Here is a 12,299-nt window from a genome sequence, read left to right as displayed (position 1 = left end):
GCGTCGGCCGTCCCCGCCGGGTCCGCGTCGACGCCGGACGCTTACCGGTTCGTCGGGGGTCGGACGTGGTGGATCGCGCGGAACGCTCGACGGCGTGGGTTCGGCGTGACCACGACTTGGCCGCCTTGTCGACGGTCTCGTCGGCGGGTTCGCGGTTGAACATCGCCGTCAGCCGAGTGACCAATCCGAGCCGTCCACTCTCGCGGGCAGCGTCGGCGCCATCGGTGGCTTCCGCCGCAGCCGTGTGGAACCGGCCCAGATACCACCGAATCAGGCCGAGCGCCAGGACGCCCGCCGAGGTGAACAGCATCAACGGGAAACGCTCGATCAACGGGTAGCCAGAGTTGATCAGCAGGTCTTTGACGCCGGTGAATTTGGCGCCGTGGAACAGGAAGTAGGCGCCGGGCACCGCGCCGAACAAGATCAGCGGCGGCTGGATCACCGCGGTGAAGATTCCGGACTGGCGAACGGCCAGCAGCGCGGCCACGCAACCCGCTACATACAGGCCGCCGAAGACGGTGGTCAGCTCCTTGCCGGATCCGGCGTCGAAAGCGAAGCCGACAGCGACTCCGGTCACGGCGATCACCACTGCGGCCCACCATGGAACACCAGGAACTCCGGGGATTATCGAGCGGTGATCTGCGGCCACCGCCGACCGGTCCTGCTGTGCTGACACATGTCGACCGTACCGGTTTGACGCTGAAAGACGCGTAACGACCTCGTTAGTAATGCGTGGGCGTGCCTCAGGTGCGCGGCAGCGCGTCATGGGCTGCGGCGCGGCTCTCCTACACTTGAGTCCCTGTGAGCCTCAGCCTTGGGATTGTGGGTTTGCCCAACGTCGGCAAATCGACCCTGTTTAATGCGCTGACCAGAAACAACGTGGTCGCCGCCAACTACCCGTTCGCGACGATCGAGCCGAACGAGGGCGTGGTGCCGCTGCCCGACGCGCGGTTGGCGACGCTCGCGGAGTTGTTCGCCTCAGAGCGCATCGTTCCGGCGCCGGTGACGTTCGTCGACATCGCCGGTCTGGTCGCCGGTGCCTCGGAAGGCGCAGGCCTGGGCAACAAGTTCCTGGCCAACATCCGCGAGTGTGACGCGATCTGCCAAGTGGTGCGGGTTTTCGCCGACGACGATGTGACCCACGTCGCAGGTCGGGTTGATCCGAAGTCCGACATCGAGGTCGTCGAGACCGAGCTGATCCTGGCCGACTTGCAGACCCTCGAGCGAGCCGTGCCGCGACTGGAGAAAGAGGCGCGCAACAACAAGGAGCGCAAAGCGCTCTACGACGCCGCGTTGTCCGCCCAGCAAGTGCTCGACGGCGGGACGACGTTGTTCGCCGCCCGCGCGGATGCGCTGCTGCTGCGGGAATTGAATCTGCTGACCACCAAACCCTTTCTGTACGCGTTCAACGCCGACGAGTCGGTGCTCACCGATGCTGACCGGGTCGCCGAGCTGCGTGCGTTGGTGTCGCCGGCAGACGCGGTTTTCCTGGACGCCAAGATCGAGGCCGAGCTCACCGAACTCGACGATGAGTCGGCCGCCGAGCTGTTGGAGTCGATCGGCCAAACCGAGCGAGGCCTGGATGCCTTGGCGCGGGCCGGTTTTCACACCTTGAAGCTGCAGACCTATTTGACGGCCGGACCTAAGGAGTCGCGGGCGTGGACGATCCACCAGGGCGACACTGCACCGAAGGCCGCCGGGGTGATTCACACCGACTTCGAAAAGGGCTTCATCAAAGCCGAGATCGTGTCCTATGACGATCTGGTCGCCGCCGGGTCGATGGCCGCGGCCAAGTCCGCGGGCAAAGTCCGCATGGAGGGCAAGGACTACGTGATGGCCGACGGCGACGTGGTGGAGTTCCGCTTCAACGTCTAGGTCGAAGCACTAGGGCATGCGATTCGAATACCGCGCTGGCGATTTCGCCCAAATGCCATCCGCGGCTGATGAGTGCTTTTAGCCTGAGGCGTGGTACGGCTAACAAGGGGACCGCATGGGGCGCAGAATTGTCCAAAGTTCGCACACTGGAGAACAGTTCGTATTCGACGACAGCTGGAACGATTCCGATGGTCGAGTCCAACAGTTGCAGTATGTGCTTCAGCCCAACTCGAAGGTCGGCGAGCACCATCATCCCGCAACATCGCAATCGTTTGAAGTTTTGTCTGGAACTCTGCATGTAAGGGTGAACCGAGGACAAGTGTTGGCGCTGAACCCCGGCGACAAAGCAACAACCGGTGTCAACGGCATTCACGCCCAGTGGAACGAGGGACCGGGGCCCACGACTGTGATCGAGAGGTATGAACCCCCGCTGGACGTCGAGCCCTTCTTCACCGTTTTAGCCCACGCTATGGCAAGCAGGAACCTGTTAAAGAAAGCCGTTTTCTTTTCGGATTTCCAATCAATTTCCTCTATAGCGTCAAGGCCGGTGCGGTTGATCGTCACAATTCTGGCGCCGTTGGGGCGGCTCGTTGGATTGACACGGTGGTACGCATCCCTGCTGCCCGACTCAGGTACGCGCGCGGCCACGGGAACGAAATAGTCGGCCGACGGAGACCTGGCCGAGTTCCGGTTTGGGTCAACGTCTACAGGCAAAGGTTGATGGGAACAGCTCGGCACGGTCGGATGTGTCTAATTTCAAGGATGACCGTGGCGCCACACTAGATGCTGTGTAGATGGATCAGTACCGCCGCGGTGAGCTGGTGTTCGATGTCATCGACGAAGGTCCGGCCGACGGGCCCGTGGTCGTCCTTCTGCACGGCTTCCCGCAGCTGAATGCGGTGTGGAACGGCGTCATTCAGCGGCTCAGCGTCCGGGGATACCGATGCCTGGCACCCAACCAGCGGGGCTACTCCCGCGGCGCGCGTCCTACCCGAGTCAAGGATTACCGCGTACCCGAGTCTAAGTAAACAACGAGTAAGCGATGCCCCTTCGGCCGCACAACAACGTCGAGTGCGCGTAACGTCCGAGTCCAGGTGAGAGATCAACCCGGTGAGGGGAGTGATCAATGACTTGGACATTGTCATCCGGCGTCCACCGCAACATCACGAAGATCGCCGTCGCGGGGGTGCTTATCGCTGTACCCACGGCCGCAGTGACCGTCCCGGCTTGTGCGGCGCCCGGTTTCGGCCGCGTGCCGAATACGCCGGCTGTCCTCCCGGCGCCGCCGCCGGCGGATCCGCCACCGGCGCCACCGCCTCCATCACCGACTGCCCAACCGTCGAATGGTGAGTACTACAACCCCAATGACCCAAATGATTGGTGGCCTTACGCCGGCACTGGCAGTTTCTAAGTGTCCGAGAGCTTCTCGACTGATCATCGGCCGACGCAGCGGAGAATGAGGGGCACGTGAAGCTTGCCGACTGCCCACTCTTTCCGGCCGAGGCGGCAAACGCCCTGAGCACGGACCGCGGCTTGGGTTGGCGCCTAGCGCGAGAGGCCGGCCCGATTTTACGACATCCAGGGGCAGACGGGGTGTTTGCAAACTGGGTGTTCGTGATCGGACGGGAGGAGGTGCTAGCGCATCTCGACGATGCAAGTTTGGATTGCGCCCGCGCTCTTCCCGAAAGCGATCTCGACGTTCACCAGGAGCTATTCGCGCCAAAATCAGCTCATGACGTTGCGGCGGTGTTCCGTCCGACCGCCGTCGCGCTGATCGATCGTTTCGTCGCCGCTGGTGGCGGTGACGCGGTGGCCGACGTGACCACGCCGATGGCCGGCGCCCTTTTCGACAGCGTGGCGCGCTTGCAGCTGTTGCCGGTTGAACACCTCAATGGGCGGTCAGGCCATGTGCTGTCCGAGGCGTGCCGCAATCTGTTCAAACACGCCGGCTGGCACTTACTCGAGTTGGCACGCAACCCCGAATTGTGCGACGTGCTTCGTCGTCAGCCTGAGCTCATACGCGAGTTCATTGAAGAGCTTCTACGGTTGGAGCCGATGGTGCCCAGTTGCCAGCGGTTTACTACCCAGCCAACGACCGTCGGTGGGGTAGAGCTACCGGCCGACGTGGTGCTGATGTTGGGTATCGGTGCCGTGCAGCGGGACGGCAGCGACCCCATGTCCACGGATGATCTTGTGATTGGCGTTAGGGCGCACCGGCATTGGAGTTTGGGTGCGGGGTCTATGCGTTGCCGGGGCGGGCACATCGTCCGGCAGGTGTTGCGCGTGCTGGTTGAGGAGTGGCTCGACCGGGCCGGGCATTTTGGGGTGGCTCCCGGTTTCCGGGCGGTGGCTGCGTTCCCAGCGACTCAGAGCGTGGTGTGGCCTCCGGAGCTGCCGATGGTAACGACGGCTTAGTACTGACCACCATCTCAATGAATGCTCGCACTCGATCCGGCGTGAGGGGACGCCGAGCTGACCAGTGTCGAGTCCAGCGTCATCGATGACTACCGGTTATTGCGAATCTTCCGCGGAGAACACGTCGATCGGCCGCACGGGCGTCAACATCACCAGCGGGATCTGGCGGCTGGTCGACTGTTGATAGGTGAGGTATGGCGGGTACAGGTGAGCCATGTGGGCCCACACCTGATGGCGTTCCTCGCCTTCGGGTTCCCGCCAGGTGGCCTCGAACGCTTGGGTCGCGATCTGCACACCGATCGTGTTGCTCTCCAAGACATTCAAATACCATCCCGGGTGTGTGTCGGCGCCGCCTTTCGATGCGACGATCACGATCTCGCCACCGACGTTGCCGTAGATCAACGGCCGGACATATACCTTCGCCGACTTGCGACCCACACACTTGAGCAAGCAGTGAGTGGTCAGCGCACGACCCCCGACCTCATTCAGATCCAAGATGTGGCCCCGTGTGCCACCGGACGTCAGATACGTCTCGAGGTGCTCGCTGACCCAGTCTCCCCTCGCCGCTCGGATCGCTGCGGCATCGGCGTCGCCCATGGGTCACTCCTAAACGTAGACGGGGTCAAGATGATTGGACCAAACCCGCGTCGCTGACTTCGCCAGATTGAAGCATGTAACCATGCGCCCATCCAACTGGTCAGGGCGGCCTGCATCGCTCACGTCGCTCCAGTGGCACGCCAGAGATTTCCGAATCAGTGCCCAGTCCACCGCCACTGCGTACGCTCGAAAAAATGCAACTGCAGGGCAAACGAGTACTCATAACAGGGGCATCGCGGGGAATCGGCGAGGTCCTCGCCCACCGCTTTGCCGGTGCCGGTGCCAGGGTAGCTCTCGTCGCTCGGACCCAAGATGCCCTCCGAGCGCTTGCGGCCGAACTTGGCGGCACTGCACATCCTGCGGACCTCTCTGACCCAACCGATGTGGCCACCCTGATCCAGAGGGTCGAGGACGAAGCCGGACCGATTGATGTCCTAGTGAACAATGCCGGCCTGGACGCCGTCGGTTGGTTCGGTGAGATACCTCCCGATGAACTCCGCCGCGTCACCGAAGTCAATTATTTGGCACCGGCCGTGTTATGCCGGCAAGTCATCCCCCGGATGCTCGAGCGCGGCGGTGGCCACATCGTCAACGTCTCGTCAGGGGGGGACTGCATGGTGATACCCGGTCTCGTGACGTACTCGGCGTGCAAGGCGGCGCTGACCCATTTCACGGCAGGGTTGCGAGCCGATTTCCGCGGGTTGCCGATCCGCACGACTCTTGTGGAAATCGGACCGACACTCACCGACATGCTTAGTCACGCCGACGATTACGAGCCGACGGCGAGATCCTTCGAGCGGACTTACCGATTCCGGGTCGCTATCAAAGTCCCTCCGGGCAAGGTCGCCGAGGAGGTCGTCAGGGCGGTGCAAAAGGACCGACGGCACGTACGGGTCCCCAAGCGCATGGCCGCATTCCCGGCGTTGGCCGAAGTGCCTCGGCGAGCGGCGGAGATCATGCTGACAGGCATTCCCCACCAAGCGAAGTCGTAGAACCCCAGACGATGGCGATTCTCGTTAACGTCGACAACTTCGTCCGGGCGGAGACCCATCGGATGTTCGCCGACATCCAGGCCCTCGCAGGAGGAATCGGGAGCTTTCGGCACAACCGCACACCTGCCCGCATCGATGAACAGACGGTCATCAGACTGAACCGGGACACGTTATACAGTTTCGCAATCGTCGATCTCGCGCGACCGGCTCGGCTGAGCTTGCCGGATGCCGACGGTCGGTACCTCTCGGCGATGGTCGTCAACGAAGACCACTTCGTAAACAGCGTCTTGCACGAGCCCGGTGAACATACGCTGACGAGTGATCAATACGAATCGCAGCACGTCCTGGTCGGCGTTCGAATCTTGGTTGACCCCAACGATCCTGGGGATGTTGCTGCCGTCGTGGCGGTTCAAGACCGCCTCGCGATACAGGCCGGCTCGTCTGAAGCATTCGTCAAGCCGGACTACGACGTCGACAGCCTCAACGCAACCCGCGACGCACTGTTGGCGCTTGCCCGCGGGCTCAACAACTTTGACCGGACATTCGGTAGTTGCGATGGCGTCGACCCGGTGCGTCACCTGATCGGGACTGCGGCCGGGTGGGGCGGGCTGCCCACCTCCGAGGCGACATACGTCGGTGTCGACCCGAGAGTCCCGCCCGGTGACTACGAGTTGGTGTTCAAAGATGTTCCGGTCGAAGCGTTCTGGTCAGTGTCGGTGTACAACGCGCTGGGTTTCTTCGAGCCGAACGCCAAGGACCTCTACTCGGTCAACAGTGTCACCGGCGATCGCAACGATGATGGCTCGACGACCGTGCGATTCGTTGCCTCGGCGGACGGCGACGTCCCGCCGAACGCGATCGTCACGCCGGAGGGTTGGAATTACCTCATCCGCCTCTACCGTCCTCGTGCCGCGATCTTCGACGGAAGCTGGACGCCGCCACCGCTTACTCCCTGCGGTTAAGCGGACTGTGTAAGCGCACCCGCGGGCCGCGACGTCGGTCTACCTTGATGATCGGAGCTGATCAGGGAGTAGATCGATGGCAGACGCAATTGAACGGATCGTCCTGGACTTCGTGCACGCGGCGTACGGCGAACACATGGATGTCGACGCTATGACTGCTTTGATGGCCGATGACTTCGTGTGGCAGCTCAACGTGCCGCTCTCACCGATCATTCGCGGACGCGATGCGGCGCGCGCCGAGCTGGAGAAACACAACCAGCTGGCGTCGGGCATGGTGGAGGGCAGCGAGATTCGAACGGTCGTTTCCAACGACGATACGGTCGTGATGGAGCGGCTCGACGTGAACATGATTGCGGGCAAGCGAGTCTCGTTTCATGTGACGGCGATCTTCGAAGTCCGCGACGGCGCGATCACCTGCTGGCGCGAGTACTGGGATACGGGCGACATCGCCCGGCAACTCGGCAGTGATCCGGCACAGATGTTTGAGCAGATCGGCTCCTGACTATCCGCTCGTACGCTGGTCGGAGACGAAGCCGCGGCGACGACACTTCGATTGCTCACAACATGATTGGGCATTGCGAACGCATGGTGAGGCGGCGAACGATGAGCAGCAGTGGGATGGCGGCGAATTCGGCGACGACTGCGAAAACCGCAACGCTGGTCAGCGACAGGCTGAACAGCGCGCCGATCGCGGCGCTGCCGGCAAACCAGGCGATGCCGTAGACGCCAGTAAACAGGCCGTAGGCCGAGGCCCGGCGGTCAGGCGAGACCATCGGCGCGACCGCCGCGGGGATGATGGATTCGTGCACACCCATGCCCAGGCCCCAGAGGCATACGCCGATCAGCGCGGCCCACCGGCCGCCGAGCAACGCCAGTGGCGCGTACCCCGCGGCCAGCAGCGTCAGCGGGACGAGCAGCGCGACGCCGAAGCGGTCGTACAGCCGTCCGAACACCAACGAGCCGGCGCCGCTGACCGCCATCGCGACCGCGTAGAAGACGGGGATGAGGCTGGCCGACACGGTGCCGGCGTGCTGGAAGTGGTAGGCGATGATCGGGAAGTCGGCGAATCCGGCCGCGACCAGGGCCGCCGCGGCGAGGTAGATCCAGAACGCTTTGGGCAGCCCGTCGGTGTGCACGGCATCGGTGTCGGGCTCGAGGTCTCGGGGGCGCGGGTAAACCAGCCGAGCCACACCCAGCAGGGACAGCATGATGGCCGCTGGGACGGCGAGAACGGCGAAGGCCAGTCGGTAGTCATCTGCGCTGACCGCGAGGACAACCGCGATGAGCAGCGGCCCGCACATGGCGCCGAACTGGTCGAGTGCCTCGTGTACGCCGAAGGCCCAGCCGTAGCCCATGTTCTTGCCGGCGTGCGAAAGCATGGCGTCGCGGGGCGGGTTGCGGATGGCTTTGCCGACTCGCTCCAGGATGACCAGCAGTGCGGCGACCTGCCAGCTGCCGGCCAGCGCCAGCAGAGGCACCACCGACATCTGCAGGATGTAGCCGCCGATCGTGATCGGCCAGTACAAACCGGTGCGGTCAGCACTGCGCCCGGACACCAGCCGCAGCCCGTAGCCGAGCAGCTCGCCGAACCCACTGATCAACGAGATGGCCAGCGCACCGGCGCCGAGCAGTCCCAGGTAAGGGCCGACGATGCCTCGGGAGGCCTCGTAGGTGAAGTCGGCGAAAAAACTCATCACGCCGACCATCAGCACGAACTTCAGCGCGGGGGAGAATCGCCCGCTGGCGGCGTCCGTCCGATCAACACGCCCTGTACCCACGACGGCTAGGGCGTGCCGCCACCAGCCACAATGCCTTGATTGACCTGGTTGATCGCTTGTTGCACCAACCCGACGGCGTTTTCGCGGTGTCCACCTTTGTCGTGTTCAGCCTGGTTGAGTTCGTTGACGGCCTGCTGGAGGTCGTTTCTGGCGTTGAACATGTGCTCCTGGAACGCATAGGCCGTCCCACCGCCCAGCATTCCGAAAGTCAACGCCATGAGCGACGTCCCGATCGCAAGCCGCGTTTTGGACACGTACATAAGGTCGATCCCTTCTGACGGCAGATATTGCGTTAAGTGTGGCGGTATCAGTCTGCGAAAGTCGTGGGGCGATTTCCCCATTTTCCCGGGATTGTAGGTTCGCGTTGACGCCGCGGCCCGGATGCCGCTGGGGGCGTTGTGCTGCGGCAGGCGATCCGCGGACTTATGCTTGTCGACACCAAGAGTTCATCTGCAGGGGTTGTCATGCTGCGCGCCGCACTCGTCGTCACATCGCTCATCTTTGGCATCGAAATTGATTCTGCACCAACGGTATTGGCGGGCCCGCCGTACCAGGACTGCAATGAAGCGCACGCCGATGGGCGGTACAGCATCCCGACCAGTGACCCCGCCTATCGGCCGGATCTCGACCTCGACGGCGATGGCCTGGCCTGCGAGCCAGCTAATAAGGGGCGCCGGTCGACACGGTGAGTCCCCGCGTTCAGCTGGCTTGTCGGTGACTGTCCTTATCATCGGCGCGAGATGAGAATCACCTACCTCTTCCTGCCGCTGTATTTCGGGCTGTTCGCGGGCCTCGTCGGCCACAGCGTCAGGGCGGGTCTGGTGGGCGCGGCCGTCGGATTGATCCTCGCGGTGTTGCTGTCGGCGGAAGGCAATCGGCGAGGGCGCGCCGACGGGATGGCGGCGATCGATGCCATGACCGGAACGGAATTCGAGGACTACGTGGCGGCCCGCCTGCAGCGGGCCGGCTGGCGGGTGACGTTCACCCCGGCGAGCGGCGACTACGGCGTCGACCTGATCGGCGACAAGGACGGCAAGTCGGTTGCGGTGCAGTGCAAGCGACTCGGCAGGCCAGTCGGCGTCGCGGCTGTTCAGCAGGTGGTGGCTGGTGCCCGCCACCACGGATGCACGAGGAGCATCGTCATCAGCAATCAGGAATTCACTGCTGCGGCCAAACAACTCGCCCATACCCACAACTGTCAATTGATCGGTCGCAGAGCGCTGCAAGCCTGGGTGCCGCGTCCTGCGCGACGCGCGGTTTAGGGCTTGCCCGGAGTCTGGCTGAGGCAAACTCTGGGGATGGCGACGATGAAGCAATTGGCGGCCCTGGTGCTCCTGTGCAGCGCCATGGCGTTAGCCGCGTGCGGACTGGCCGACGGTATCGCGGTGGCCGCACCCGCTCCGAGCTTTCACTGGTGTCCCGGTCAGACATGGGACCCGGGCTGGGGCAGCATCTACGACTGGGATTGGAATCAATGCCACGACTGGGAACGCGCAGCAGGTCAAGGTGGTCCGATGGGCAACGGACCCTGGGGACTCCCGCCGTCCTGGGCGCCGCCGCAACCGCCGCCACCGCCGTGGGCCCCGGGCGCGAGCGTGATGTGGAATATGACGGCTCGTGCCTGGGGGTTCTGGAACAACAAGACCTGGATGCCCCTCTGACGACCCGCCACGACGTCGATCAGTCTGCGACGACGGCGATTTCACTGCCCAGACGGTAGGGCGCTATCAACGGAAGATCGTCACCGCTCCAAAACCGGCCAGGGTCAAACCAATTCGACCGCTTCTCGGTTTCGATCAGGCCCATCTCCTCGTAGGTGACTGCCACTGTCTCGGCGCAGTAAGCGGATTCGAAGCGGCCCTTGCGCTGCTCCTCCCTGCGGCGCCGGGTCGATTCGCGAACGCGCGAATCCACCCACGGGATGCCGCGCACCCAGTCGTACCGGGTCGGGAGCTGACCGCGCAGCCAGCGCAGCGTGAGCCGGGTCGTCGACGGAAAGGGCGTGCCGTCCATGCGGGCGATGACGCGCAGCAACCGGTTCTCCTGATCGTGGTCGATGTGGGGCGTCATCTGACGAAACCAACAGCGCTGGCCGTAGCGAGTCAGCCATCGCTCGACGGCCTCGCGAGCGTCGTTGAGTTGCACACCCCGGTGGTTGTTCGCGGTCCAGACGTCCGTCAACTTGTCGCCGAGCTCGGCGTGCCACATCAACGGCGGCAGATCCTCGATCGCGACCGTCATGCCGACGTGGTTGACCGGGCTGTTCGACATCGTCTGGATGGCGCGGTCAGGTCCGGAATGCCCGCGGAACAGCCAGACGTCGCCGGTCCTGGTCTGTTCTAAAGCCTGGGTCAAGGTCACTGTGTGCGTGTCCACCACCGCACCATATGCAATACCGTCCCCGTCGGGATGCACTCGCGAATAACCTGACCCGATGCGCACGATCTGGAAGTTGCTGGGATTGGCCGGGGTGGTCGGGGTGGCTGCCGGGGGAGTGCTGGTCGCTCGCGATCAGCGCCGACGCCGGGCATACACCCCGAACGAAATTCGCGACCGGCTACAACAGCGGCTGGCTGAGGCCGGCGAGGGCTAGCAGGGTGACCAGTCAGGCAGCGGCGACGGCGTAGAGCCGATGCGTGCCGGCAAAGCCCTTGAGCTCGGCGTCACGGCCGCCATCGAAGGTGAGGTCCTCGCAACCGCTGAGCGCTTCGTGCACGGTGTTGCTCACCAGAACCTCCCCGCCGCAGGCTTCGGCGGCGACGCGCGCCGCCATCGCGACGTTGCGGCCGAACAGGTCGTCGCCGCGGCGCACCGAGCGACCCATGTGGACGCCGATCCGTACTCGAATCCCGTTGCGCCGCTTGTGTTGTGCGTCTCTGTGAAGCGCGTCCTGCATGTCGATACCGCAGCGCACCGCCTGCTCGGCATGGGCAAAGGCAATCATGAAACCGTCACCTTGACTTTTCACCACATGACCCGAGCGCTGCTTGACCAGCTTGCGAACCAGCTTGTCGTGCTCACCGATCAGCCGCACCCAGGCGCGGTCGCCGACCCGCTCGTTGAGTGCGGTCGACTCCTCGATATCTGAGAACAGAATCGCCACTCTGCCGTCCGGTGTCACCCGGGCCAGATCAGGGCGTTCCACCTCCGCCCAATCGGCGAGGTCTTCGATCGAGCTGCGGACCGCGGCGCCGAAACCTTCCTTGCGCATCAGGCTCGCGGTCTCCCATACCGTCTTGACCGCTTTTGATCCGAAACTCAATAAGTCAGGCGGCTGTCGGAGCGCCTCGTTTTCAGCCCTGACCCGGCGCAGCAGCCACCAACCAACGCCCAGGGCTGCTGCTTCGACGGCGGCGACGCCGGCCAGCGCGTAGACCGCGATCAGCAGGTGATCGTGCATGCCACGCATCTTCCCCGATCCATCGTGGCTTCCGCAGCGACAGCGCCAGATCGGTATAACAGCGTGGTGGCTGCAGATAGCCGTCGATAAAGCGAAAGGTCAACCGCGAGTGTATGTTCCGCGAATTCTAAAGTTCCGGTGTGCCGGATCGCGTGGTAGTTGCCGCACTGGGTTGACCGGTTACACATTTCGTGCGCTGCCGGTTGTCGGGCGCAACCGCAGTGTTTAGGGTTGGAACTGGCCGCGGCTGGGTCGAGTTGGCCACGTTCTGCAAGTGTTG

At 63.7% G+C, this 12,299-nt stretch carries 16 protein-coding genes and 1 pseudogene; 11 read left to right on the top strand and 6 right to left on the bottom strand.

Features of this window, described 5'->3' with window-relative positions:
- Positions 1 to 676, bottom strand: a 676-nt coding sequence (locus WAN02_RS01995) for a DUF6542 domain-containing protein (protein WP_422262355.1), incomplete at its 3' end; no start/stop codon positions are given.
- Positions 677 to 801: 125 nt separating this feature from the next.
- Between WAN02_RS01995 and ychF the strand changes: the two genes are divergently transcribed.
- From ychF to WAN02_RS01975, 4 genes and pseudogenes are all read left to right on the top strand, one after another.
- On the top strand, positions 802 to 1,875 hold the full coding sequence (ychF, locus tag WAN02_RS01990) for a redox-regulated ATPase YchF (protein ID WP_422262353.1): 1,074 nt from the start codon (positions 802 to 804) through the stop codon (positions 1,873 to 1,875).
- A gap of 115 nt (positions 1,876 to 1,990) precedes the next feature.
- Entirely contained in the window at positions 1,991 to 2,536 is a 546-nt protein-coding gene (locus WAN02_RS01985) for a cupin domain-containing protein (protein WP_422262351.1), read from the top strand.
- Between the two features lie 133 nt (positions 2,537 to 2,669).
- A pseudogene (locus tag WAN02_RS01980) lies at positions 2,670 to 2,894 on the top strand (alpha/beta fold hydrolase); the annotation flags it as partial.
- A gap of 595 nt (positions 2,895 to 3,489) precedes the next feature.
- On the top strand, positions 3,490 to 4,290 hold the full coding sequence (locus tag WAN02_RS01975; protein ID WP_422262349.1) for a cytochrome P450: 801 nt from the start codon (positions 3,490 to 3,492) through the stop codon (positions 4,288 to 4,290).
- Positions 4,291 to 4,386: 96 nt separating this feature from the next.
- On the opposite strand, the gene WAN02_RS01970 is transcribed toward WAN02_RS01975, so the two are convergent.
- Positions 4,387 to 4,887, bottom strand: a complete 501-nt coding sequence (locus tag WAN02_RS01970) for a nitroreductase/quinone reductase family protein (protein WP_422262346.1) — start codon at positions 4,885 to 4,887, stop codon at positions 4,387 to 4,389.
- 194 nt (positions 4,888 to 5,081) lie between these two features.
- Here WAN02_RS01970 and WAN02_RS01965 point away from each other — a divergent pair, with 194 nt between their 5' ends.
- The 3 genes from WAN02_RS01965 to WAN02_RS01955 all read left to right on the top strand — a co-directional run bounded on the left by WAN02_RS01965 (position 5,082) and on the right by WAN02_RS01955 (position 7,343).
- Entirely contained in the window at positions 5,082 to 5,879 is a 798-nt protein-coding gene (locus WAN02_RS01965; RefSeq protein ID WP_422262344.1) for an SDR family NAD(P)-dependent oxidoreductase, read from the top strand.
- Positions 5,880 to 5,890: 11 nt separating this feature from the next.
- Positions 5,891 to 6,841, top strand: a complete 951-nt coding sequence (locus tag WAN02_RS01960; RefSeq protein ID WP_422262342.1) for a DUF1214 domain-containing protein — start codon at positions 5,891 to 5,893, stop codon at positions 6,839 to 6,841.
- A 76-nt stretch (positions 6,842 to 6,917) separates the two neighbouring features.
- Positions 6,918 to 7,343 (top strand): limonene-1,2-epoxide hydrolase family protein, encoded by a 426-nt coding sequence (locus WAN02_RS01955; RefSeq protein ID WP_422262340.1) that lies wholly within the window; start codon positions 6,918 to 6,920, stop codon positions 7,341 to 7,343.
- A 55-nt stretch (positions 7,344 to 7,398) separates the two neighbouring features.
- Here the strand turns inward: WAN02_RS01955 and WAN02_RS01950 are convergent, their stop codons facing one another.
- Together WAN02_RS01950 and WAN02_RS01945 are read right to left on the bottom strand one after the other, a co-directional pair.
- A complete protein-coding gene (locus WAN02_RS01950) occupies positions 7,399 to 8,619 on the bottom strand; it encodes an MFS transporter (RefSeq protein WP_422262338.1) in 1,221 nt (406 codons plus the stop codon).
- Between the two features lie 5 nt (positions 8,620 to 8,624).
- Entirely contained in the window at positions 8,625 to 8,960 is a 336-nt protein-coding gene (locus WAN02_RS01945) for a hypothetical protein (RefSeq protein ID WP_422262336.1), read from the bottom strand.
- Positions 8,961 to 9,083: 123 nt separating this feature from the next.
- Between WAN02_RS01945 and WAN02_RS01940 the strand changes: the two genes are divergently transcribed.
- The 3 genes from WAN02_RS01940 to WAN02_RS01930 are packed head-to-tail and all read left to right on the top strand — an operon-like array spanning position 9,084 to position 10,280.
- Positions 9,084 to 9,308, top strand: a complete 225-nt coding sequence (locus tag WAN02_RS01940; RefSeq protein ID WP_422262334.1) for an excalibur calcium-binding domain-containing protein — start codon at positions 9,084 to 9,086, stop codon at positions 9,306 to 9,308.
- A 51-nt stretch (positions 9,309 to 9,359) separates the two neighbouring features.
- Positions 9,360 to 9,881: a restriction endonuclease gene (locus WAN02_RS01935; protein WP_422262332.1), complete on the top strand. Its 522-nt coding sequence runs from the start codon at positions 9,360 to 9,362 to the stop codon at positions 9,879 to 9,881.
- A 36-nt stretch (positions 9,882 to 9,917) separates the two neighbouring features.
- Positions 9,918 to 10,280 (top strand): hypothetical protein, encoded by a 363-nt coding sequence (locus WAN02_RS01930; RefSeq protein WP_422262330.1) that lies wholly within the window; start codon positions 9,918 to 9,920, stop codon positions 10,278 to 10,280.
- A gap of 19 nt (positions 10,281 to 10,299) precedes the next feature.
- Here the strand turns inward: WAN02_RS01930 and WAN02_RS01925 are convergent, their stop codons facing one another.
- Positions 10,300 to 10,995, bottom strand: coding sequence for a guanylate cyclase (locus WAN02_RS01925; protein WP_422262328.1), 696 nt, complete (start codon positions 10,993 to 10,995; stop codon positions 10,300 to 10,302).
- Positions 10,996 to 11,053: 58 nt separating this feature from the next.
- On the opposite strand from WAN02_RS01925, the gene WAN02_RS01920 reads away from it, so the two are divergent.
- Positions 11,054 to 11,212 carry a hypothetical protein gene (locus WAN02_RS01920; RefSeq protein WP_325695417.1) on the top strand — a complete coding sequence of 53 codons (159 nt, stop codon included), beginning with the start codon at positions 11,054 to 11,056 and terminating at the stop codon, positions 11,210 to 11,212.
- A 12-nt stretch (positions 11,213 to 11,224) separates the two neighbouring features.
- Here WAN02_RS01920 and WAN02_RS01915 read toward each other — a convergent pair whose 3' ends face one another.
- Positions 11,225 to 12,028, bottom strand: coding sequence for an adenylate/guanylate cyclase domain-containing protein (locus WAN02_RS01915; protein WP_422262326.1), 804 nt, complete (start codon positions 12,026 to 12,028; stop codon positions 11,225 to 11,227).
- Positions 12,029 to 12,299 lie beyond the last annotated feature (271 nt).

This window comes from Mycobacterium sp., from assembly GCF_049281135.1.
In the GTDB taxonomy this organism is placed as follows: Bacteria; Actinomycetota; Actinomycetes; order Mycobacteriales; family Mycobacteriaceae; genus Mycobacterium.
This window is presented reverse-complemented; position numbering and strand designations above follow the sequence as displayed.

What these genes read in the sequence shown, in the direction of transcription:
- WAN02_RS01960 (WP_422262342.1), top strand. Translation starts at nt 5,891, where the DNA reads ATGGCGATTCTCGTTAACGTCGACAACTTCGTCCGGGCGGAGACCCAT.
- WAN02_RS01965 (WP_422262344.1), top strand. Translation starts at nt 5,082, where the DNA reads ATGCAACTGCAGGGCAAACGAGTACTCATAACAGGGGCATCGCGGGGA.
- WAN02_RS01970 (WP_422262346.1), bottom strand. Translation starts at nt 4,887, where the DNA reads ATGGGCGACGCCGATGCCGCAGCGATCCGAGCGGCGAGGGGAGACTGG.
- WAN02_RS01940 (WP_422262334.1), top strand. Translation starts at nt 9,084, where the DNA reads ATGCTGCGCGCCGCACTCGTCGTCACATCGCTCATCTTTGGCATCGAA.
- WAN02_RS01955 (WP_422262340.1), top strand. Translation starts at nt 6,918, where the DNA reads ATGGCAGACGCAATTGAACGGATCGTCCTGGACTTCGTGCACGCGGCG.
- WAN02_RS01935 (WP_422262332.1), top strand. Translation starts at nt 9,360, where the DNA reads ATGAGAATCACCTACCTCTTCCTGCCGCTGTATTTCGGGCTGTTCGCG.
- WAN02_RS01930 (WP_422262330.1), top strand. Translation starts at nt 9,918, where the DNA reads ATGGCGACGATGAAGCAATTGGCGGCCCTGGTGCTCCTGTGCAGCGCC.
- WAN02_RS01985 (WP_422262351.1), top strand. Translation starts at nt 1,991, where the DNA reads ATGGGGCGCAGAATTGTCCAAAGTTCGCACACTGGAGAACAGTTCGTA.
- WAN02_RS01920 (WP_325695417.1), top strand. Translation starts at nt 11,054, where the DNA reads ATGCGCACGATCTGGAAGTTGCTGGGATTGGCCGGGGTGGTCGGGGTG.
- WAN02_RS01945 (WP_422262336.1), bottom strand. Translation starts at nt 8,960, where the DNA reads ATGGGGAAATCGCCCCACGACTTTCGCAGACTGATACCGCCACACTTA.
- WAN02_RS01915 (WP_422262326.1), bottom strand. Translation starts at nt 12,028, where the DNA reads ATGCGTGGCATGCACGATCACCTGCTGATCGCGGTCTACGCGCTGGCC.